We start from the raw sequence: 22,067 nt of genomic DNA on the forward strand, positions 1-22,067 counted from the left end.
GGATGAACACGAAAACACCATTGCCCGCCGCCTTCGTTTTAACAGGCGCTTTTTGGGTCATTTGCCGTAATTCGCTTTACCTGACACAGCTCGCCGAGCGCGGCCTGACAATTCTGGTTCTAACGCCGGGAAGCTACCGCCAGCAAGTAGAAGAAGCGCGCCGCAATAAGCTCAGCCCCATATCGCATATTGCCGGCGTGGCCTATGTCGAAGGATCGTTGGATAAAGAAGCGTCGTTTAACCCCAGTGTCATCGCCGCCCTGCAAAACTGGCGCACGTTATATCAGATCATCGGTACATTCGCCGTAGGGGAAACGCTGGTAGAGCCAACGGGCCTTATCGCCGATGCCTTGGGCATTCGTTCGCCCGGCCTACGGGCAACTCGCGTGTGCCGCAGCAAATATCTTCAGCGCTTTTACCTTAACGCATTCAGCCCGGATTCCGTGATGGTGCCGCCAGAGCAACGCAGCCGTATCGATCTAACAGCGCTGGCTTATCCTCTGATCATGAAACCGGCAACTCGGCATTCTTCTTCCGGCGTGCTCAGCATTGAAACACCACAGCAAGCTCACCGCGCTTTGGCGGATTATCCCGCGCACGAAACTCTGCTGCTGGAACAAAAAATTGTCGGGCAGGAATATTCCGTAGAAACCCTGTCGCAGCAGGGTGAAGTTATATTTGCCTCCGCCACCCACAAAGTCACGACGGACAGCCACGCCAACACCTTCGTGGAACTGGCGCATACGGTACCCAATCAGGATCAAAACAGTGCGCTGCTGCTGGAAGCAACCCAGCAAGTTCTGAACACTTTGAGCTTCAAAGACGGGATCGCACATACCGAATGGCGCGTGGATCACAATGGCCGCCCCTGGCTGATGGAGATCGCTTCGCGCACGCCAGGTGATGGTATTTTGCCGCTCTACAATCTGGCCTACGGGCAACCTCTCGAACCGGCCATTTTACGCATTATGCTGGGTGAGCAGGTGAGCCTGCCAGCCCCTGGTCGCGTCGCACGGCAGGTGTATCTGGAACATTCCCCTGGGATCCTGGTGGACGTGCAGTTGGACTGGCCCGGAGCGGAAATCGCTTGGCTTAATGATAACGATCCCTGGCCGACCCTCTCCGCCGGTAACCGCGATGATGCGCCAACGTTGCGGGCCGTGTTTGTGCATAAACAGCGCGGCGAGCGCCTGGAACCTCTACGCTCGTCAGAAGATCGTGCGGTGGTGTTTTTTATCGATGCGCGCAACGTGGCAGAACTGGATCAATTGGAAAAAAACGTTAGAGCAAAAATCACACTGCATGTGAAGGGGCAACATGACTAATTCAATACACAATCCGGGCGTACTGGAGACATTTTCGCAAAGCCCATTGTCATCAAAAGTGGTGCTGTTCGGCGTGCTGATCAACAGACTGTCCGGGTTCCTGCAAATTTTCATCGTGTTGTATCTGGTGTCGCTCGGTTACTCGCACCAGCAAACCATCATCGCCTTGGCGATTTACGGCACTGGCGCGGTGATCGGCGCTCTGGCCGGTGGTGCCATCAGCGAACGGTTCGGGCCACGCTTTGCCAGCATGATCAGCATGGGAGCAACAGCGGTACTGACGGCGGCGTTGCTCTATCTTGACCACTTTGTTTCCATCCTGATCGTTGTGGCATTGGCCAGCCTGTGCGCCCAGTTGTTCCGTCCTGCTTCGGCGGCGTTGCTTTCCTGGCAAACGCCACCCGAGCGGCAAACGATGATTTTCGCCATTTATCGCCTGGGCCTGAACCTCGGTGCGACCGGTGCCCCTCTCATCGGTTATGCCCTTTATCACTGGGGCGGTGAAAGTTTTACCTGGCTATTCTGGGGAGAGGCGATTATCGCTGCGCTCTACGCGTTGCTGGCGATGCTGACCCTGCCCGGTAAAAGAACCGATGGGGCTTCGGGAACGGCAACCGCAGCCAGCAAAGCGACCACGGGAAGCTACCTGGATGTTCTGGCCGATCGCCGCTTTGTGATGTTCTTGCTGGCAACCTTTTGCCACTCGGCCGTCTATGTGCAATACATCACAACCTTGCCGCTCTATGTTGAGGACAAAGGGATCCCTCTGTTCTGGTACACCTTGGCGGTGTCGCTGAACGGGATCATCGTGATCTGTTTTGAGTTGTTCATCACCAAATTCACCCAGAACTACAACAAAAGATATGTGCTGGCAATTGGCTTTACGCTGATTGGGGCTGGCGTCGCTTTCTACGCCGTTCCCATCGGCCCAGCCGCACTGATCGTCGGTACGCTGATTTGGTCGCTGGGTGAAATCATCTCTGGCCCGGTCTTCTTTGCCTTCCCTGCCAACGCAGGCCCTGCGCATCTGAAGTCCCACTATCTGGGCAGTTTCCATTTCATGTTCAGCCTGGGGATCGCGCTAGGCCCAGTCATTGGCGGCTGGCTTTATCTGTCGCTGGATACGATTTTCTGGCCGATCGTCGCGATGGGTTCCATCTTCGCCGCCTTGGTTTGCAGCCAATGCGTCCGAGAGCCTGCCGAAAGTTCAGCCTCCGTACCCAGCCAGGCGTTAAACAAAACCGATGAAGCTATCGAGTAATTGATTATCTAAAACCTATAAGGGTAATTTTATGAAACAGGCACTAAAGGGCATCCCCTCTCACTATACCCTTTTGGGTATCGGTGCGGGGCCGGCGAACCTGAGTCTGGCTTCCCTGCTGCATGACAAGCCAGAAGTCAGCAATGTATTCCTCGATCAAAAAAACACGTTTTCCTGGCACGACGATCAAATGATTGACGGCGCCACGTTGCAGGTTTCCCTGTTTAAGGATTTAAGCACGCTGACCGACCCGACCAATAAGTTTACCTTTATGTCCTATCTGCATGAGAAAGGCCGCATTTATCACTTTCTCAACGCCCAGTTCGATGAAATTCCACGTCGCGAATTTCGCAATTACATGGCCTGGGCAGCGGAAAAAAACGAGAACGTCCAGTTTGGCGAGCGCGTGTTAAACATCGATTTCAATGGTGTGTTCTGCATTGAAACAGACAAACGTCAATTGACCGCTGAAAATCTGGCGATTGGCGTCGGCACCCGGCCTTGGGTGCCGGATTTTGCCGCACCGTTGCTGGGTGATTCACAATTCCATATCAGTCAATATATGAAAAAGAACCGCACAATGGCCGGTAAACGTGTTGTGATTATCGGCGGCGGTCAGTCCGGTGCCGAGGCATTTCTCGATTTATCGTCGAAGCCGGAGAGCGAACGACCGAAGCATATTACCTGGATATCACGTCGGCGTAATTTTTTCCCAATTGACGATTCGACCTTTACCAACGATTTTTACATGCCGTGCTATTCGGATTATTTCAGTAAGTTGCCCTTACATTTGCGCCAAAAAACCAATAGAGAAAATGTCCTCACCTCCGATGGCATCTCTGAATCAACATTGCGGGCAATCTATCAAAAGCTTTACTGTCTGAAATTCATTACGCCGGGTGAACTGGATTTCGACTTAATGACCAGCCGTTCGGTGCATAAAGTCAATCGTTCACCGTTTGGTTCATGGCATGTTGAATTTAAGCATAATGACGCCGGGCATGTTGAACATCTCGAAGGTGACGTAATTATTTGGGCAACAGGCTATCGCCCGGCGGAAAAAAACTTCCTGGCTGGTTTACACGATAGAATAAACTATGAGAATGACGAGTTTGTGGTTGACGATGATTTTGCCATCGTTTGGGACGGCCCCAAGAACAACAATATCTTTGTGCAAAATGCCGTACGTGGGCAAAGAGGTTTACCGGACGTTAACCTGAGCCTGAATGCCTGGCGGGCACAGCGTATTATGGGCCGTTTATGTGGCAAATATCCGCGGCAGCAACTCTCTTCATTTGTTGATTGGTCACCTGGGGATAATTATAGCGCCCAGCACAGCGTTAATAATGACGCCATAGAAGAAAAGAAAATAATGACGGCACGATAATTCAACCATCAAGATAAGATGTTAGCACACCATGAAAAACACAGACGATATTGCTATTGTCGGTGGCGGTATTATTGGTATCGCCATCGCACGTGAGGCAATAAAAAAATACCCGAATGAAACTATTTCGCTGATCGAAAAACGGCTTTGTGGTGTCGGCAGCTCATTTTATTCTGCTGGCGTTCATTTCCCTCGCGGCTCAACCGAACGCGTCCGGGAGATGTCCCGTTATAGCCATGATTATTATATGCCTTATATAAGCGGTGGTGCTCCGTTTTATTCTTTACCGATGAAACTGATTGCCGCCAAAGCGCATCAGGAGGATACGCTGCGCAGTTATCTTCCTCTGGCTGATTTTACCCCGGAGGAAACGCTGGATCCTGCGCAGGGTCTTTCCATCAATCGCGCAGAGCAGGTTATTTTGCATGGCAATGGCGCGCATTACGCCGATGTCTTCGCCCTGATCCAAAAGTGGCTGTTGGCGCTGCGTCCGCTGATAACGGTTGGTGAGGGATTGAGCGTTATGGCGCTGCGGCCACAAACCGGAGGGTATCAGTTGGCACTCAGCGATGGCAGCAGCCGACATGCCAAGCAAGTTATCCTGGCACCAGGCCCCTGGCTGGCTGCGCCAGCTTGGCAAGAACATATCGCCAAACTCGGCATCCGGGTGAAAAAGATCGTCGCGGTTCATATTGCCCAAAAACCGGAACCGGACGCGGCGCTGACCATTTTCCATGACGAAGACGCGTTTCTGCTGCCCTGCCACAGCCGGGGGCATTGGCTATTCAGCTATACCTGCCAGGAATGGGATGTTCTGCCGCAAAATATCGCCCCCCTGCAGGCGCACGATCTGGCGCAGGCGCGCGAGATCCTGAACCGCTATGCGCCATCACTGGCCGCAGCAATAAAAGATGGCCGCGTATTTTGCGATGCTTACAGCCCATCGCGAGAGCCTGTCGTCACCCGTCTAGATGAGCACCTGATTTTCGCCGGTGGAGCCAACGGCTCCGGTTATCGGCTGGCACCGGCAATCGCCGCCGATGCTGTTCACCTTTTATCGCAAACTGCTTTTTGAGGACCACAGAATATGATTATTCGTCGTTATGATGCTACGCACATGTCGAGGCAGTTCGGCATTGATATCGGCAGTATTGAGGGCATGGACTTTCCGGCCGGTTGGGGACGAGTTCGCCCTGGGGAACGTTCGGACAGCCATCAGCATGATGAAAGCGAAATGTTCGTCATCGTTGCCGGTACCGGCGTGCTAATCGTTGATGGCCATCGTCATCCGGTAACCGCAGGCTGCGCGGCTCAGTTCGCCCCTTTTGAATCGCACGTGCTGGAAAATACGGGCGAGGAGGATGTGCTGTTCTTTCTGCAATACCGTCGTGACGCTGAGAATGCCCGACGCTCCGCCTCTTCCCTAGAACGGCAAAATCCACAGCGCCCGCAGTTTGTCTTTTCCACACCGCCAACGCCGAATGGTGATTTGCATCTCGGTCACCTTTCCGGCCCTTATCTGGGCGCGGATGCCTATGTCCGCTATCAACGCATGCTCGGCAATCCTGCCTGGCATATGACGGGTTCGGACGACTATCAAAGTTATGTCATCGCGCTGGCGGAACGTGAAGGCACCACCCCGGCGGCGGCGGCAAGCCATTTCTCTCAGGAAATATTACAAACCCTGAAGATGATGGATATAGAGCCGGATCACTATACCGTGACCAACGATGCGCCCGGCTATGTTGAGGGAACCCAACGCTTCTTCAGCAAGACCCTGGGTGAAGGCAAAGTGACGTTTGCCGAAAGCGATGCTTTTTGTGATGCGCAAAGCGGAAAATATCTCTACGAAGTGGATGTTGCCGGCCTTTGCCCTGGTTGCGGCGGTGGCACTAATGGCAATATCTGCGAAGAGTGCGGCGAGCCGAACGTGGTGGTGGATATGGCACAACCCGTGTCGAAAGCCAACCAGACCACACCCGAACACACTCAGGTCGCTCGTTATTTGTTACCGCTGCATCAATTCGCTCAACAAGTAGCAGAACATCATAAAGTTGGACGCGTGCCCGCCAGAATGCGTGAATTGGCCAACCGCGTATTTTCACGCCCCGGCTTCACCATTCCCGTTTCCCATCCTTCCCAATGGGGGATCCCACCGGCGGAAACCGCAGATCAGGTGATCTGGGTCTGGCCGGAAATGAGCTTCGGATTCCTGTATGACATCGAACAGTTGGGCAAGAAAGTGGGCCGTTCCTGGTCTGCGGATGCCCCTCAACAGGACTGGAAGATCGTTCACTTCTTCGGCTACGACAACAGTTTCTACCACAGTATTCTTTACCCGGCGCTTTACCATCTGGCTTACCCGGAATGGCAGCCGGACATTGATTACCACTACAACGAATTTTATCTGCTCGACGGCAAAAAGTTTTCCACCAGCCGCCGTCATGCCGTATGGGGGAAGGAGATCCTGACGCCGCAGAGCGTCGATGCCGTCCGTTTCTATTTGTGCCTGACGCGCCCGGAGCAGGAAAGAACCAACTTCCAACTGTCGGAATGGGAAGATGAAGTGCGCAACACGCTGATCGGCCAATGGCAGAGCTGGATGCAGGATCTCGGCGCGCGGGTTGACACACATTACCAAGGGAAAGCGCCGGACGCCGGCATCTGGACGAAGGAACACGTGGCATTTTTGGCACGTTTGAATGGGAGCTTGCAGGCGGTTACCGATGCGCTTAATCCCGACGGCTTTTCGCTGCGCGGCGCGGCCCAGCATCTAAAAACGCTGGTTGCCGAAACACGAGCCTTCTCCCGTAGCCAGCAACTGTTGGCAGGTATTGAACAATGGCGCGATGAATATCGCACAGCCATCGCACTGGAGCTGGCAGCCGCTCACCTGCTTTCCACCATGGCCAGCCCGCTGATGCCACGGTTTGCCGCTAACCTGGCGGCGGCGCTCGGCAATGAATCGCCACGCGCATGGCCGCAGCAAGTGGAGTTGGTTCGCCCAGGCAATAGCATTGCGCTGCGGACAACGCGTTTCTTCTACGAGCCTCGTCAGCAAGATGAAAATCCCCACTGGCAATGGCTAGAGGAGAAACTGAGCGTATTGCTGCCAGAAGCCCGTCTGGATCCGACACAAGCGTTGACACAATTAGGGGCGACATCATTGATGACGGTGACGTTGCAATACCAGTTGCTGCACGAATGTCAGGCGGATCTACCATTGGAAACGCTGTTGAACCAACCTTTGGGGGCGATCGCCGAGCATATCGCTCGCCAGCAACGGGAGGCTGCAGTATGAGCGTGGCAGAATTATTCGAACGCATCACAGATGCCGGGCTGAAAATCAGCGCGCAGGGAGACAATATAAAACTTGAAGGAATGACTAATACCATTCCACCGCAGTTGGTGACGGAGATCCGTACATATAAGACAGAACTGCTCTCATGGTTATCCGAAAGCCAGAATACCTTCCCGATGACGCCTCTGCAGCAGGCGTATTATCGCGGCAGAGCGCTGGTTGCAGAAGGCGGAGGCGTCGCCAATCAGGTTTTCCATGAAATAGAGGGCGTCTGGGACATCGACCGCCTGGAGCAGGCGTTACAGCGCGTGGCTCGGGAACACTCCGCGCTGCGCCTGCGTATGACCAGCGACAATGCACAATATGAGAGCAGCGAGCTTCCGCGTATCGCGCGCCGCGATCTGCAAGGGTTGACGGCCACCGAGCAACAGCAGGAACGGGCGCGGCTACGTGATGAGAAATCCCATCGGATCTTATCGCCAGCAGCCTCCCTGTTGCAGGTCGAAGTGGCGATCTTCTCACCGGATAACATGGTGCTGTACGTCAATCATGACGGCATGATCGTGGACGGTATCAGTATGTTTTTGCTGTTCAGACTCTGGTATCAGCACTATCAGACACCCCTGCCGCAGACTGAATACCTGGCTTTCCATCAGCATATCGCCGCACGCGAGCAAGATAAAAAACATGCCATCAGCACGCGTTCCCGCAACTACTGGTTGCAACGGCTGGCAACGTTGCCGAAAGCCCCTGCGCTGCCGCAAAACGCCAAGCCGATGGAAGACACGCCGCGCTTCACACAGCATCTCGTCACTCTGGATGCGGCGCGTTGGCAGCTATTGCAGCAGCAAACCCAGGCCCATCAGTTGACGCCCGCCGCAGTGTTGATGGCCGCATGGGCGGAAACTCTGTATATCTGGGGTGCCGGTGCAGATTTCACTCTTAATGTGACAATCTCTGAACGCCGCCCTATTCATCCACAGGCTTTCAAAACGATCGGGCCTTTCTCCGATCCGATGCTGACCGAGATCCACCTTGATCATCAAAGCCCGTTCATTCAGCGCGCCCAACGCCTGCAAACCCAGCTTCATCAGGATATTGATCACCGCTATTTTTCCGGCATTGACGTCATGCGCGAAATGGCAAAAACGCGGGGACTGGCAGATGCGCGCATGCCTTACACGTTTAACTGTACTTTGGGAGCGCTTGAAGGCGTAAACGGCGATGCGCTGGCCTTATTGGGCCGCGAAGTGTACACGCTCAGCCAAACGCCACAGGTGCTGCTAGATACGTTTTTGTTTGAACAACAGGGGCAGTTGATCATCCGGCTGGACGGCGTTAAATCGGCATTCCCGCCGGGGTTCCTGGCTGCGATAGCAGAAGGTATGCAACGCATGCTGTTGTTACTGTGCCAACCGGGCGGCTGGGAAAGGAAGATCTTCGATCTGCTGCCCGAAAAACAGCGCCAGTTACGTGCGCAAATTAACGCTACCGACGCCGAGATCCCCCATCACTTGCTCGGCGATGCATTTGTCGCTCAGGCTCGCCAGCATCCGGCCAACCCGGCCATTTGTACCCTGGAACGGCAGATAAGCTACGGCGAGTTGCTCAATCGCGCCGCAGAAGCGGCACAGTGGCTGCATGCTCAAGGGGTCAAGCGCAACGAACTTGTCGGTCTTATCGCGACCCGTGGGCCGGAGCAGATTGTCGGCATCATGGCGATCGTTTTGGCTGGCGCTTGCTACCTGCCGATCGACGCGGATTTGCCCGAGGCACGCCGCCGCTACATGTTGCAGGATGGAGGCGTTCGGGTTGTGTTGATGAACGTTGACGTTGAGCTTTCACTGCCATGTTTCGACCTGCGCCATCCTGATGAACAGACGTTTGCTTTACCGGCTCGTGATGTCGCCTCGACGCAGGATGACCTGGCCTATGTCTTGTATACCTCAGGAACCACCGGCGATCCCAAAGGGGTGATGGTGACCCATCGCAACGTGGTGAACCTAGTTGCCGATTGCCAAACGCGTTTCAACATTCAAACGGATGACCGCTTTTTTGCCATCAGCGCCTTCAACTTCGATCTTTCCGTTTGGGACATTTTCGGTGCCCTGTCGGCCGGAGCGGCCTTGGTGATGCCGGATGCCGACCGCGCAAACGATGTGGAACATTGGGCCACACTGTGTCGAATGCACCGTGTCACCGTTTGGAATTCGGTACCGGCCATCGTCCGTATGATGTTTGAACACCAGACGATGCTGACAGACAGCCTGCGCCTGATCATGATGAGCGGCGATCGCATCCCGCCGGATCTGCCGGCAGCCATGATAACGCAGCGCCCTGATATCGCTTACTGGTCTCTCGGCGGCCCGACGGAAACGACAATCTGGAACATTTGCCACCCGATCGCCCCTGAAGATTGTAACGGCGAAAATATCCCTTACGGGCGCCCGAATGCGAATAATCAGTGTGCCATTCGCCATTCCCAAGGCAGCGAATGCCCTGACTGGGTCGCGGGCGAGATCTATGCCAGCGGGGTAGGAATAACCCAGGGGTACTGGCATGACGAAGCCAGAACCCTTGAACGTTATCCCGTGGACGAACTGAGCGGACAGCGTTGTTTCCGGACTGGCGACTTAGGGCGTTATCTGCCGAACGGCGACATCGACATTCTTGGCCGGGTTGACTTACAGATAAAAATCAACGGTTACCGGATTGAAGCCGGTGAGGTTGAGAACGCGCTGGCTACATTGCCTGAGATTGGCCAGGCTGCTGTTGTCGCCGCCAAAAATGCGCATGGCGATCTACTGGTCGCGCATCTGGTAGCCAATGGCGATAAGCCGACGCTCGCCGAGCTGCGCCAGCGGGTCGGCCATTTGTTGCCGGATTATATGATCCCGGCACAACTACTCTGGCACGACGCTTTGCCCCTTAATCGCAACCAAAAAATCGATCGCAAAGCTTTGGCACAAATCTCTCTGGCTGTCGAAGCCAGCGGCAGTGCCGAGTCACAGCAAGCTCAAAGCGATATTGCACGCGCTTTGCAGACGCTGTGGCAAGAAATTCTGGCCAGCGAAACCGTTGGGGTAGAGCAGGATTTCTTCAGCCTGGGCGGTAACTCCCTCAAGGCGCTGCGTATTTTAACATCGGTACGCAAACAGTTTGGCGTAGCGCTGCCGCTGGAGTCCGTCTATCAATTCAATACCGTACAGGGGATGGCCAATCAAATCGCCGAACGCGGGGGTAAGCTATGACCTATTCCATCATCAACGAGATTGTTAATAAGCCGCCGGAGCAAGGTGGAAGCCTGTTTATCGCCACGCTTGGCGAGCAAAAAACGCTTCCTTTGCACGAGCTGTATTCTATGGCGGGGCAAGTTGCCAATGGCCTGCTCGCGCAGGGGATCACCGCTGGCGACACGATCGGTATCCTGTCAGATAACTGCCTTGAATGGGTGCTGCTTGACTTGGCCGCACTGCGGATAAAGGTACGTACCGCCGGTTTCGATCCCGGTAAATTCACCGCTGAGCCTTCGCTGGTGCGCGACTACCAGTTGAAATGCCTGTTCACCGATAAAAAGGTCGATACAGCCTGTACGGCGATCCGGGACATTAAAGCAATCAACGCGTTTCTCGCCGATTTCCCGGCAACGCTACCCAGCGTGGAATACACCCCCGACGACACCACCACCATCAAATTTACCTCCGGTTCGACCGGGATACCGAAGGGCCTCGCCGCCACCGTGGGCAGCATCGACGCTTCGTTGCACGGCGTCCAGCGCATCTTCGCACACGGGCCGGAAGACAGCCTGTTTGTGTTCCTGCCGTTATCTTTGCTGCAACAGCGTTACTGGATCTACTCGGCCCTGAAATATGGGCATGACATCGTGCTGAGCAATTACCAATCGGCATTCGTATTTATGGCACAACGGCAACCTACCGTCGTGATGGGGGTTCCCGCCTTCTTCGAAGCCGCACGGCAGCACATCTTGCGACAAGGTGGCGATGAGGCAGCGATGAAAACACAGGCTCGCGCGCTGTTTGGTGAGCGGATCCGCTATTTGTGGACGGGATCGGCCCCGGCGGACACCGCTACGCTCGATTTTTATCTGCAGATGGGCCTGCCTCTCTATGAGGGATACGGCATGAACGAAACCTGCATTGTCACCAAAAATCATCCCGGCGCATCTCGTCCCGGCAGTGTCGGACTGGTGATCGACGGTAAAAAAGTGGTGATTGATGATAACGGCAACGTCATCGTTTACAGCGAATATCCTGTAAACACCCGCTACCTCTATGCCCCCGAGGGAGCCTCAGAGAAGATCTTTACCCCTGAGGGTGGCGTATGTACTGGCGATTTAGGCTTCATCGATAAAGACGGCTTTTTATATATCAAAGGGCGTTCGGACAACGTTATCGTGCTGGATAACGGCAAAAAAATTGACGTTCAGCCGATCGAAGCCCGTTTGCGCAATGAGGGGGCCATCACGGAATGCGTCATTTTCAGCCCGCAGCAAACGGAACTGGTGGCAGTTATCTCACCAGCCTCGACTCCTGCTGACACGCAAGCCATCCACGCCGCCCTGAAAAGCGTTAACGCAATAACGGAAAAAGACGAATTCATCAGCCGCCTGGTTATTGCGAGCCAGCCATTCAGCATCGACAACGGCCTGCTGACCTCCCAATACAAGCCGATTCGCAAGGCGATCTTCGAACGTTACCAACATGAACTCAACACCGCAGTTAAGGAACTTCACCATGACCACTAATCTGGAAACCATTGCACGTCAAAAGTTTGCCGCTACGCTGACGCCCCCGATGGAAAGCGACAGCCTCGATAGCAGCGCCAATATGCGCGATGCATATGGGCTGACGTCGTTGAATAAAATCTTATTTATTACGTCGCTCTGCCGGGAAATGAACATCGATCTGGCTGGCCTGACAGAAGATGATTTGGCACATATGAATTCGCTGGGCGATGTAATCCGCATTTTGGCGCCGCATGTTAATCCGCAAATGGCAAGTCACCTGTAAGGAAAAAAGTATGAACTGGAAAACCAAGGCCTCTGCCACGCTGGAAAACGAACATGTCCTGCTTCGCCCCGTTCGCGCAGATGACAAGGAAGCGATACGCGCGCTGGCGCACGACAGCCATATCTGGCGGTATTTTGTTTTCCGCGTCAGCAATGACGATGAGTTTGAAGCATTTTTTAACACCATGCTTACCGATCAGGAATCCGGCACGCGCGCTGTCTTCGTGGTCATCGACAAATCCAGCGGGAAAATTGCCGGCAGCATGAGCTTCGGTAACATGTTGGAAAAAGAGAGCCGGCTGGAAATCGGTTGGTCTTGGCTCGGCGAAGCTTTTCGCGGCAAGGGGATCAATCGTTGGGCGAAATACCTGTTGATGCGCCATGCTTTTGAAACGCTCGACGCGCTGCGGGTCGAATTCAAAACGGATGTGCTCAACCTTCAAGCCAGGGCAGGTCTGCGCAATATCGGCGCGCAAGAGGAAGGCACCCTGCGGAGCTTCAACTATATGCCAGATGGCCGGCGACGTGACGCTATATTCTACAGCGTGCTCGCCAATGAGTGGCCTTGGGTAAGTGAGACATTGCAGCAACACGTGAAAGCCCTTCGCCCTGCGGAGGCGCAATGAGCGTCGCAGTACCGGTCGTAGTACTGCGCGGTGACGCGCAAACCCGAGGGATCCAGCAAGGTGAACAGTGCCGGGAGGCACTGTGGCAATTCACGGACGATCACCTGTGCCGTCTCAACCAACTCAGTGATAGCCCGCTGTCACTGGCGGGCCTGAGCGAAAAAATCAACCGATACCGCCAGATCATCACTTACTGGCTGCCGGAGATTGCGCAGGAGATCGACGGAGTAGCTAAAGGCGCTCAGATGCCGCAGGATCTCGCCTGGTTGTTACAGCTGCGGCGCGAGGTGCTCGGTTACAATCGAATCAATACCGGCGGTGACTGCACTACGATTGCCTCTTTGCAGACCGAGCCGTGGCTGGCTCAGACAGTGGATTTGAACGGTAATCTGGACGATTTTATCCACGTCTTTTCCTGCCAGAGCACGCGCATTCCCTCATTAGTATTGAGCTTTGCTGGGCTGCTGGGGTATCTCGGGATCAATCAGGCTGGTTTATCTGTCGGGTTGAATATGGTGCTCGGGGGTGAATGGGGGCCAGGTATTCCCCCTTACCTGGCGATCCGCCATATATTGGATAACTGTGCCAGCGTAGAGCACGCACTGGAAGCGCTGATACGTCTGCCGCTCTCCAGCTCTCGCTCCTTTACGCTTTGTGACCACCAACAGGTTATCTGTGTTGAGAGTATGAACAATCAGTGGCGTATCGTTTCGCAGGGCAACGCTCGGCAAGCTAATAGGACAACGATGCATACCAATCACTTTTTGCATCAGGATTTTCAGACAGATGATGCGCTCAACATTTTTGCAAGGAATTCGTCCGTGCAGCGCTTGAGCAAAGCCGAGGCCTTTTTGGCCTCTGGCCCACATGATGCCGAAGCCTGTTTTTCCCTATTCAGCGCCGCGCCCGTATGCGTGGCCAATAACGGCGACATTCGGCGTGAACGCACCGTAGCGGCGGCGATCATGTTGCCGAAACAGGGGCGACTACTACTGCGCCCTGGCAACCCCGCCGTTAATAAGACACAAACTTTTTCATTATCTGATTAATCGACGCCATTAAGGACAACGCATGTCAAAACATCTTCATCACTATCAGGTCGAGTTAGTGTGGACTGGCAACCGAGGTGCAGGAACATCAGGCTATAACGCCTATGGGCGCGAATACGATATCAAAGGCTCGGAGGGCAAGCTGTTGAAGGGCTCTGCAGATCCGCAATTTTTAGGCGACCCTGGGTGTTGGAACCCGGAAGAGATGCTGCTAGCTTCCTTAAGCGCTTGCCACCAACTGTGGTATTTACACCTTTGTGCCGATGCCGGAGTGCGGGTGTTAACTTATGCTGACACACCTCGTGGGATCATGGACGGACTGAGCGGCAAATTCATCGAGGTGACGCTCGTGCCTAACGTTGTGATTTCTGCCGAATCAGATGTAGATCTGGCAGTGGAATTGCACCATTTGGCTCATGAAAAGTGCTATATCGCCAATTCTATGAATTTCCCTGTACTGTTGACGCTCAGTAACTCGGTAGTTAAAGCAGATTAGGTGTCAGTTTCCAGATAAAAGACTGGCACTGTTCGGTACCAGTTTTATACTGCGGCTAATACACGGCAGGATTTTTGGTTGTCGTTTACCACTTAAAAACGGCTTTGTTAATGGAATTGTCGCCTCCCATCTCTTGTGCCACAGTGGGACGATAAATCGTCACCCTTATCAACAAAATCAAAAAGCTGTGAAAACTTAGCAGTCTCCCGTGTTGTGACCAGCGATACATCACGGGCTTCCCATTTTCTGCCACTGAGTGTGCGTAATCGCCAGTGCGGTGGTTTCAGAATGTCGCATACGATCCGTGATAAACAAAGAATCATAGCCCGCACAAACAAGATTCAGGGTAAGCGTCATCCCAGCACCGTCTGGCGAATATCTGACACTTTCAACAAAGTGGTTCCCACCAAATAGTAGTGGGAACCAAAATGTCATATATACAGAAAAATAGTATTGCCGGCAGGCGAAAAGGCTGCCCCAATTATCCTCTTGAATTTAAACAACGCCTTGTTGCAGCCTCCTGTGAACCCAACGTCTCTATCTCAAAACTGGCTCTGGACAACGGTATCAATGCCAATCTGTTGTTTGAGTGGCGTCAACACTGGCGGCAAGGAAAACTCCAACTATCGTCATCGCCAGAAGTAAATATTCCCGAGTTACTCCCGGTAACATTTGATGCTGAAATCGAACCGGCTAATCAACTCTCCCCGCCCCCTGCGGAGTCAGAAGCGCTCCCGCTGTCCTGCGAGATAACGTTCCGGCACGGCACACTCCGCCTGAATGGCACCGTCAGCGAAAATCTGCTGGCAATGCTGATACAGGAAGTCCCACAGCCACTTCGTCAGACCCGCACGCGCAAACCGTTCCCTGAATTACTCCCTCGCGATGAAAAGCGTCTATTGCCAGCAGAAACCTGCTGCCCGGACTCTGGCGGCGTACTGTCATATCTGGGAGAGGATGCGGCTGAGCAACTGGAGCTGAACGTGGCGCACTGTTGTACGGGTTGATCGGGACATGCAGGTTGAATGGTATAGATCCTGAGCGTTATCTGCACCACATACTGAATGTGATCGCCGACTGGCCGGTAAACCGAGTTGGTGAGCTCCTACCTTGGCGAGTAACCCTGCCAACAGAATAAGCTACCTGTCCGCTGTCAATACGGCCGTCGCTGTCTTGCAACTACCCACAATTATATTAAGGTAATCATTAAGATAGTTGGATAATTTTATTCTCAGGGACGGATGGACATGGCTAATCAAGAACAGACTTCACTTTCATGGCTCGATGAAGAAATTAACTCATCTGCTTTTAGAGATCGTCGCCATGCAAGTCGCTTTAGATCTCTCATGCAAAGACTCTGGCGCGGAATGGGTAACAGCCTCCCTTTTGCCTGCCAGGACAGTGCTGCAACAAAAGCAGCTTATCGGTTCCTTGCCAGTGACAAAATTGATGAACAAACCTTGCTACAGGGACATACTGAAGCTACCAGGACGCGGATACGCGCCACGGAAAAAGACACTATTTTGCTCCTTCAGGACACTACGACATTTGGCTATCACCGGGATAATCCTGATGCCGTGGGGTTTGCAGGAAACCATACTGCAGGGCTAATCAAAACAGGCAATGATGCCGGCATCAATTGCGGGATCCTGATGCATTCCAGTCTGGCGGTGACGACAGAGGGGCTCCCGTTGGGTCTGACGGCGGTTAAATTTTGGACCCGCAAGAAATTTAAAGGAACTAATGCATTAAAAAGAAAAATAAATCCTACCCGTGTCCCCATTGAGGAAAAGGAAAGCTATCGCTGGCTGGAAAATTTACGGCAGTCAACAGTGCTGTTGCAGTGCCCGGAACGGTGCGTACATGTTGGCGATCGTGAAAGTGACATTTACGAGCTTTATTGCTTGGCATCAGAATTAAATACACACTTTCTGGTCAGAACGTGTGTAAACCGCCTGGCTGAAAATACTACTTTGGAAGAAGAAATGAAAAATATTTCCCCTAAGTGCCAGGGGCATCATCGAATTTTCCTCCGGCAGGACAAAGATGGTGTGCGTGAAGTAACGTTGAATGTTAGTTGGAAAAAGCTCACGCTACATCCCCCGATAGGTAAGGCAAAGCAATACCCAGATCTACAACTGACGGCAATTATTGCGACGGAAGAAGGTCCGAAAAATAATAACACCAGGATTGAGTGGAAGCTACTGACTGATCTGTCGGTGAAAAATCTGGCTGAGGCCACAGAGAAACTGGAATGGTACGGTCATCGCTGGAAAATAGAGACTTTCCATAAGGTTATGAAGTCAGGATGTCAGGCTGAGCGCTCCAGATTAGGCTCGGCAGAACGGTTAACAAATTTATTATGTTGTTACTGTATCCTGAGTTGGCGGGTATTCTGGCTTACAATGTTAAGCAGAGAAATGCCCACGGCACCGGCAAAACTTGCTTTCAGCGAAGCAGAGATAAAAATACTGGACGTGATGGTTAAAGATACAGCGAAAATCATGTCGTCACCTCCTTTAGAAAAATATACGATAAAACTTGCCCAACTTGGTAGGTACATGGGAAATAAAAACAAACATCCGCCCGGCAATATTGTTATCTGGCGTGGTCTGAGGCGATTAAACGAAATACAGACCGGATGGGAAATGGCGACTGAAAGATGTGGGTAGTTGCAAGCTTCGCTGTACGCTTACTAATGTTGGCAAAAATATTTAGATAGCCGCTAAATCGACTTGAGCTTGTGCTAACGCCCTTGCCGCTAAATCTAACTGAGGTTGCAATATTAGAGTCTGTGAGATAGCCCTCTGTCGGAAAGCCTGCAGATCACTAGCACCTCGAGAAAGAGTGACTTCAAGCGAAGCTCGTTTCGTGAGAAATTTAGCATGGACGGCATTTTTGTCGCTTTGAGTGACTGCAACAGCAGAATTAAATGTAAACCTTCGTTCACAACTTGCTTTCCAATCTAGCACTGCTCGTGTCAGACTATCTCCAAAACCTCTGACTTGGCTCACTCTGTCCTTGGATATATCAGCAGCTGTTTCTATACCGAAAGATCGAAGCGCGGCTTTCCGTGCAGGACCAAGACCAGGAATAACAGCATTATCGATGAAAAGTGTATTGAGGTATTTCTGCTTCTGTCGTTCTCGCGCTGTTGTATGCAATCTATCTATTTCGGACTTCTCAATTCGGGGAAGATTTTCGATTTCATCCCTGAGTTTTTCTAGTTCCGCCTGACGAGCATAAAAACCTTCGGGCCCAACATCCTTCTTTACCATTTCTACAAGTCGATCATACTCCTGACGAGCTGCATCCATAACACAACGTCTTTTAAATGTCTCCGCAGCACGAGCCGAGGCCCCCACATTACTAGCTATAGTCCAGCCAAACCAACCGATTATCACCGCTATCATCCATATACTGGGCATATAGACCATGATTCCAAACGCGATCGCCAAAGCAGCTAATCTATAACACGTTACAATGCTCTTGCTTGGTACGTTTGATGGTAAAGACCGAGCTTTTACACTAAAATTATTAAGGTTAGGAAAACTTACAGCAGGTGGTACTGGAGCGGTCTTAATAAGTGCCCAAACTCGCGCCAGCACAAAGCCATTGGGCTGCGGGGTATATGTTGCCCCAAGATCTATGAAGTAAACAACCCCCTGTTTCTCCAGTTCACACCAAGGACAATAACCAAGGTGGCTCGAAAAAAGATGCATACTCGAAGCACTGCATTTCCTAAGATGCTTTCTAAGATTATCTAACGTAACTACCCACTGCTGAGCTGATGGGCGCATTCCGGCTACCCCTCGTTCAGTAAAAGCTAAGTGGAACATAGCTTCCATTGAGTCTGGTAATGTTGAAACTGATATTGAACGAGGTGGAGGGTTAAAACCCCTAGCCTGATTGTCGCGCGCATAAGCATACCGAAAAAACTTTATATCAGCCTCAAGTGCATCCCCTACACCGCTGATGAGTGGAACTCCTGAAAAAGGGTGACGTCCACCAAAAATGATATGAAAAATAAGAAGTGCCAATCCAAAATTGTCGTGATTGGGAGTTCGAGTTACCCCACCAAAGGATGTTAAAGATTGCAATTCAGGCGGGGTAAAATGTGAAACACCGACTTCACATCGATGAAGCTTTCCGTACGCATTTACCTGAAATGAATCACTGTCAATAAGTACAACTTTGCTGTCACGACCAACCATAAAACTATTCTGATTTACATCCCCAATCACATGACCATGCTCATGAACAGTCTCGAACGAGGCCGCAATATTACGTGCCACACACAGCAAAAAGTCCCATGTCGCTTTGGGGTTATCCTGTCTGCGATGGGCTGGACTATAAATCAGATGAACTGGTTCTTTACCCGATACTTTTGGCATGAGAAAACCAACAACTGGCCCTCCTCGACTAGAATGCAGTGTTTCCTGCGGCCAAGCGATATAACTCATGAGCTTATTATTGGCCGAGGAAGCCATGAATATAAGCTTGTCCTGCTTTTTTGGGTCCACAGTCTTATGATAAAGCTTGGCTACTTGACTGGTAAGTGAAGGGATCTCAAATACGGCTCCTTCGCCCCCTTTGCCAAGTTCTCGGCCTATAGTTAGTTGCGTTCCTTTGGATGTGAACAACGTTTTCATCATAGTTAATCAAGGCATCCAGATTGCTAGTGCAAGCGTCTTATCGTCGTCAGTTCGTTCATTGACAGGTTGGCTACTTAGAAATTTGACTAGTAGAGGTTGAAGTAAATCTTCCTGTTCAGATGTTGCCTTAAGCATCCCATTAAAGAAAGGCGCAAAAAATGGTTCATGAGGGGTGTTATTCGCTAAATTCAGTGCCAAGCGTTGTATACCATCGGTGAAAGCAGCAACTCTTAAAGCACACTCAGGGTACAACCTCGTCTGAAGAATGGTCACGGCATCTTCATCGGTAACAAAACGAGTCATATTAGCATACTCACCAGACATAGGGATTACAGCCAATTCAAGCCCATCACCAATATCAACCACAACACCTCCGTCACCAATCTGGAAGACAATTGTTCCATTTGTAGCGGACAGGATACCAAGAAATGTGCAAGCAAAATCACGAGCTTTAAGATTTTCTGATTCGGCAGCAATAAAAATTCGCTCACGGATTGCAAGCACAATATCAGTAGCCAATGCATCAGTAAGGCCGAACTCACCCTGGTTAACTTTATTTGCTACGAATGAAGCTGCAACCTCAATAGCCAGTTCAGCTCCTTCTCCCCCTTTTATCGCGCTACCTGCGCCATCAGAAACAAACATAGACAATAATGGTTGCTGATTGTCTAGCAAATCCACTTGAGCCCAGCAACTATCTTGGCAAGGTAGGTCAGCATATTCGTGTGAAGTACCAACTGTTGAGGCGGAAACGAATCGCCAATTCACACAGATGCCCAGCCTTTCGGAGCCTCTAGTTGAACATCTGTACCTGGCGTAGACCTAGATACAGAACTCAAAGAAGTAGATAGCCAACTGAATAATTCACGAAATTTCAAACCATCGAGAGCCAATGGATCACGAACGCTAAGTTGCTTAAGCGTATTCATGTCAGCACCTTTGACACCAATAGTGAAGAAAGCAAACTTTTTGGACATTTCACCGTCTCGAATAGCAGTCGCCGCTTCTATCCAAGAATCTGTAGGTGCACCATCAGTAATGAGAAAAATCCATGGGCGATAATATGAAATTCCGTTAGCTCTATAGTCGCGTTTTCGATCCTCAACCATATTGAGGGCCTGCGTAATAGCAGTTCCCATCGGGGTGTCACCTTGAGCTTGTAGAATGGGAGGATAAAAATTAGAAGCACTAGTGAAAGGTATTTCGACTTTCACAGGGCCAAACGTGACAATAGCAACTTCTACACGTTGCATTGCCAAAACATCTGCAGACAGTTCGTCACGAAACGTAGCTAGTCCAGCGTTCAGCGCATCCAACGGACGTCCATTCATTGAGCCAGATACATCTAATAGCAGCACACAAGGGCAGCGTGGTTCAGGATTACTTGCAAAATCATTGGTTTCAAAAGAAATTTGTTCGCTCACACAATCTCCATTTTATTTAACTTTTAAGTATCAGGGACATAGGGGATTACTGATAATCCCCTTGCATGTGTAAAAACGGAAGGCGCGCATAAAGCGCTTGAACAACACAGGCAAGAACAAAAACCTACGTTGGGCCGTTTCAGTCATAGAAAACTTATCAGTAATGGCCACACTTTAATACTGGAAATAAAATTTTGTCACCTTTTTCACTTACTTGTAGGGGATTGCCTTAGCAAAATCAAACGGGCTAACCGCCCTCACCCGGTTCGTATCCAGAAAATCCGCCCACCACTGCAACATCAGCCTGCGCTCATCCAAATGCTCTGCTTTATGGATATAGGCCGCACGAACACCATTCCGCTCCTGGTGACTCATCTGGCGTTCCACCGCATCCCTCGACCACAACCCCGACTCGATCAGTGAACTACAGGCCATGGTGCGAAAGCCGTGACCGCAAACCTCGGTCTTAGTGTCATAGCCCATGGTTTGCAGTGCCTTGTTCACCGTCCCTTCACTCAGTGGTTTTCTCGACGAATGATCGCCAATAAACACCAGCTCACAGTGGCCGCTTACTTCCCGAATATTTTGGAAGATTTCCAATGCCTGACGGCTTAGTGGAACAAGATGAGGCGTGTGCATTTTTGATCCCCGTTCAGAAAACTTCACTCCTGGGATCGGAGTTCGCTCTGCAGGTATGGTCCATAATGCACGCTTAAAATCGATCTCCGGCCAGCGTGCAAAACGTAACTCGCTAGAACGCACGAATAGAAGCAGCGAAAGGTTGATAGCCCATTGGGTGAACAACCTTCCTTTATATACATCAACCCGGCCAAGGAGTTCATGAAGCCGCTCAAGCTCCAAAGCTGGGCGATGCTCCACTTTGCCAGGCATAAGCGCCCCAGCCATATCCTGAGCCGGATTATAATCAATCAGCCCGTTCTGTACGGAATAGGTCATGATCGCGGTAACACGCTGTTTTAGACGTTTGGCAACCTCCAAACGACCTGAACGTTCGACGCTTTTGATCGGTGCCAACAGATCACGGGTCTTCAGATCTGCTATGTGCGTATTACCAATAGAAGGGAAAATTTCGTCAGCCAAATTTTTCAGGATACGTTCAGCATGCAAAGCCGACCACTTCTTGTTATCGGCATGCCAGGCACGGGCTACTGCCTCGAACGTTTTCTCATCGTCCTGAAGTTTGGTTTTGATCGCTTTCTTGTGTTCTCGCGGATCGGTGCCAGCGGCAACTAGCTTCCTGGCTTCATCACGTTTCTGACGGGCTTCTGAAAGGGAGACTTCTGGGTAGACACCAAGTGCCATTAGGTGTTGCTTTCCGCCAAAACGAAATCGTAACCGCCAGTACTTGGAACCATTGGGATGGACCAACAGAAACATCCCGTCTCCGTCGGTTAAGGAATACTCTTTGTCTTCGGGTTTTGCCGAACGCACCTTGATATCTGTCAGGGCCATATCCATGTCCTCGCATGTGCTTGCGGTGAGTATACAGAGAA

The 22,067-nt window shown here is 51.6% G+C and carries 16 protein-coding genes and 3 pseudogenes; 15 read left to right on the forward strand and 4 right to left on the reverse strand.

Features of this window, described 5'->3' with window-relative positions; translation table 11 throughout:
- Positions 1 to 2: 2 nt before the first annotated feature.
- The 15 genes and pseudogenes from ACLQ7H_RS16605 (at position 3) to ACLQ7H_RS16675 (ending at position 17,146) form a co-directional block, all read left to right on the forward strand.
- The gene (locus ACLQ7H_RS16605; RefSeq protein WP_411753617.1) at positions 3 to 1,325 is read left to right on the forward strand and encodes an ATP-grasp domain-containing protein; all 1,323 of its coding nucleotides are present in this window, start codon (positions 3 to 5) and stop codon (positions 1,323 to 1,325) included.
- A complete protein-coding gene (locus tag ACLQ7H_RS16610) occupies positions 1,318 to 2,586 on the forward strand; it encodes an MFS transporter (protein WP_411753618.1) in 1,269 nt (422 codons plus the stop codon). The genes ACLQ7H_RS16605 and ACLQ7H_RS16610 overlap by 8 nt, the downstream gene beginning before the upstream one ends.
- 31 nt (positions 2,587 to 2,617) lie before the next feature.
- Positions 2,618 to 3,973, forward strand: coding sequence for a lysine N(6)-hydroxylase/L-ornithine N(5)-oxygenase family protein (locus ACLQ7H_RS16615; protein WP_411753619.1), 1,356 nt, complete (start codon positions 2,618 to 2,620; stop codon positions 3,971 to 3,973).
- 31 nt (positions 3,974 to 4,004) lie between these two features.
- Positions 4,005 to 5,048 carry an FAD-dependent oxidoreductase gene (locus ACLQ7H_RS16620; RefSeq protein WP_411753620.1) on the forward strand — a complete coding sequence of 348 codons (1,044 nt, stop codon included), beginning with the start codon at positions 4,005 to 4,007 and terminating at the stop codon, positions 5,046 to 5,048.
- A gap of 12 nt (positions 5,049 to 5,060) precedes the next feature.
- Positions 5,061 to 7,274 carry a class I tRNA ligase family protein gene (locus ACLQ7H_RS16625; protein WP_411753621.1) on the forward strand — a complete coding sequence of 738 codons (2,214 nt, stop codon included), beginning with the start codon at positions 5,061 to 5,063 and terminating at the stop codon, positions 7,272 to 7,274.
- Positions 7,271 to 10,525: a non-ribosomal peptide synthetase gene (locus ACLQ7H_RS16630; protein ID WP_411753622.1), complete on the forward strand. Its 3,255-nt coding sequence runs from the start codon at positions 7,271 to 7,273 to the stop codon at positions 10,523 to 10,525. Before ACLQ7H_RS16625 ends, ACLQ7H_RS16630 begins: the two co-directional genes overlap by 4 nt.
- Positions 10,522 to 12,039, forward strand: coding sequence for an AMP-binding protein (locus tag ACLQ7H_RS16635; RefSeq protein ID WP_411753623.1), 1,518 nt, complete (start codon positions 10,522 to 10,524; stop codon positions 12,037 to 12,039). The genes ACLQ7H_RS16630 and ACLQ7H_RS16635 overlap by 4 nt, the downstream gene beginning before the upstream one ends.
- Positions 12,029 to 12,304 carry an acyl carrier protein gene (locus tag ACLQ7H_RS16640; RefSeq protein ID WP_411753624.1) on the forward strand — a complete coding sequence of 92 codons (276 nt, stop codon included), beginning with the start codon at positions 12,029 to 12,031 and terminating at the stop codon, positions 12,302 to 12,304. Before ACLQ7H_RS16635 ends, ACLQ7H_RS16640 begins: the two co-directional genes overlap by 11 nt.
- Positions 12,305 to 12,314: 10 nt before the next feature.
- Positions 12,315 to 12,929 carry a GNAT family N-acetyltransferase gene (locus tag ACLQ7H_RS16645; protein ID WP_411753625.1) on the forward strand — a complete coding sequence of 205 codons (615 nt, stop codon included), beginning with the start codon at positions 12,315 to 12,317 and terminating at the stop codon, positions 12,927 to 12,929.
- On the forward strand, positions 12,926 to 13,978 hold the full coding sequence (locus ACLQ7H_RS16650; RefSeq protein ID WP_411753626.1) for a C45 family autoproteolytic acyltransferase/hydolase: 1,053 nt from the start codon (positions 12,926 to 12,928) through the stop codon (positions 13,976 to 13,978). The genes ACLQ7H_RS16645 and ACLQ7H_RS16650 overlap by 4 nt, the downstream gene beginning before the upstream one ends.
- A gap of 22 nt (positions 13,979 to 14,000) precedes the next feature.
- The gene (locus ACLQ7H_RS16655; protein ID WP_127377369.1) at positions 14,001 to 14,474 is read left to right on the forward strand and encodes an OsmC family protein; all 474 of its coding nucleotides are present in this window, start codon (positions 14,001 to 14,003) and stop codon (positions 14,472 to 14,474) included.
- 428 nt (positions 14,475 to 14,902) lie between these two features.
- Positions 14,903 to 15,238, forward strand: a pseudogene (locus ACLQ7H_RS16660) (transposase); the annotation flags it as partial.
- Between the two features lie 60 nt (positions 15,239 to 15,298).
- Positions 15,299 to 15,454, forward strand: a pseudogene (locus ACLQ7H_RS16665) (IS66 family transposase); the annotation flags it as partial.
- Positions 15,448 to 15,612, forward strand: a pseudogene (locus ACLQ7H_RS16670) (transposase domain-containing protein); the annotation flags it as partial. The pseudogenes ACLQ7H_RS16665 and ACLQ7H_RS16670, both read left to right, overlap by 7 nt.
- Before the next feature lie 109 nt (positions 15,613 to 15,721).
- Positions 15,722 to 17,146, forward strand: coding sequence for an IS4 family transposase (locus ACLQ7H_RS16675; protein WP_411753627.1), 1,425 nt, complete (start codon positions 15,722 to 15,724; stop codon positions 17,144 to 17,146).
- A gap of 42 nt (positions 17,147 to 17,188) precedes the next feature.
- Here the strand turns inward: ACLQ7H_RS16675 and ACLQ7H_RS16680 are convergent, their stop codons facing one another.
- The 4 genes from ACLQ7H_RS16680 to ACLQ7H_RS16695 all read right to left on the reverse strand — a co-directional run bounded on the left by ACLQ7H_RS16680 (position 17,189) and on the right by ACLQ7H_RS16695 (position 22,026).
- The gene (locus ACLQ7H_RS16680; protein ID WP_411753628.1) at positions 17,189 to 19,129 is read right to left on the reverse strand and encodes a helix-hairpin-helix domain-containing protein; all 1,941 of its coding nucleotides are present in this window, start codon (positions 19,127 to 19,129) and stop codon (positions 17,189 to 17,191) included.
- 6 nt (positions 19,130 to 19,135) lie between these two features.
- Entirely contained in the window at positions 19,136 to 19,897 is a 762-nt protein-coding gene (locus tag ACLQ7H_RS16685) for a PP2C family serine/threonine-protein phosphatase (RefSeq protein WP_202729085.1), read from the reverse strand.
- Positions 19,894 to 20,553 (reverse strand): vWA domain-containing protein, encoded by a 660-nt coding sequence (locus ACLQ7H_RS16690; protein ID WP_202729084.1) that lies wholly within the window; start codon positions 20,551 to 20,553, stop codon positions 19,894 to 19,896. Before ACLQ7H_RS16690 ends, ACLQ7H_RS16685 begins: the two co-directional genes overlap by 4 nt.
- Before the next feature lie 210 nt (positions 20,554 to 20,763).
- On the reverse strand, positions 20,764 to 22,026 hold the full coding sequence (locus ACLQ7H_RS16695) for a tyrosine-type recombinase/integrase (protein ID WP_411753629.1): 1,263 nt from the start codon (positions 22,024 to 22,026) through the stop codon (positions 20,764 to 20,766).
- Between the last annotated feature and the right edge of the window lie 41 nt (positions 22,027 to 22,067).

The organism is Serratia sp. (in: enterobacteria) (assembly GCF_046715635.1).
GTDB lineage: Bacteria > Pseudomonadota > Gammaproteobacteria > Enterobacterales > Enterobacteriaceae > Chania.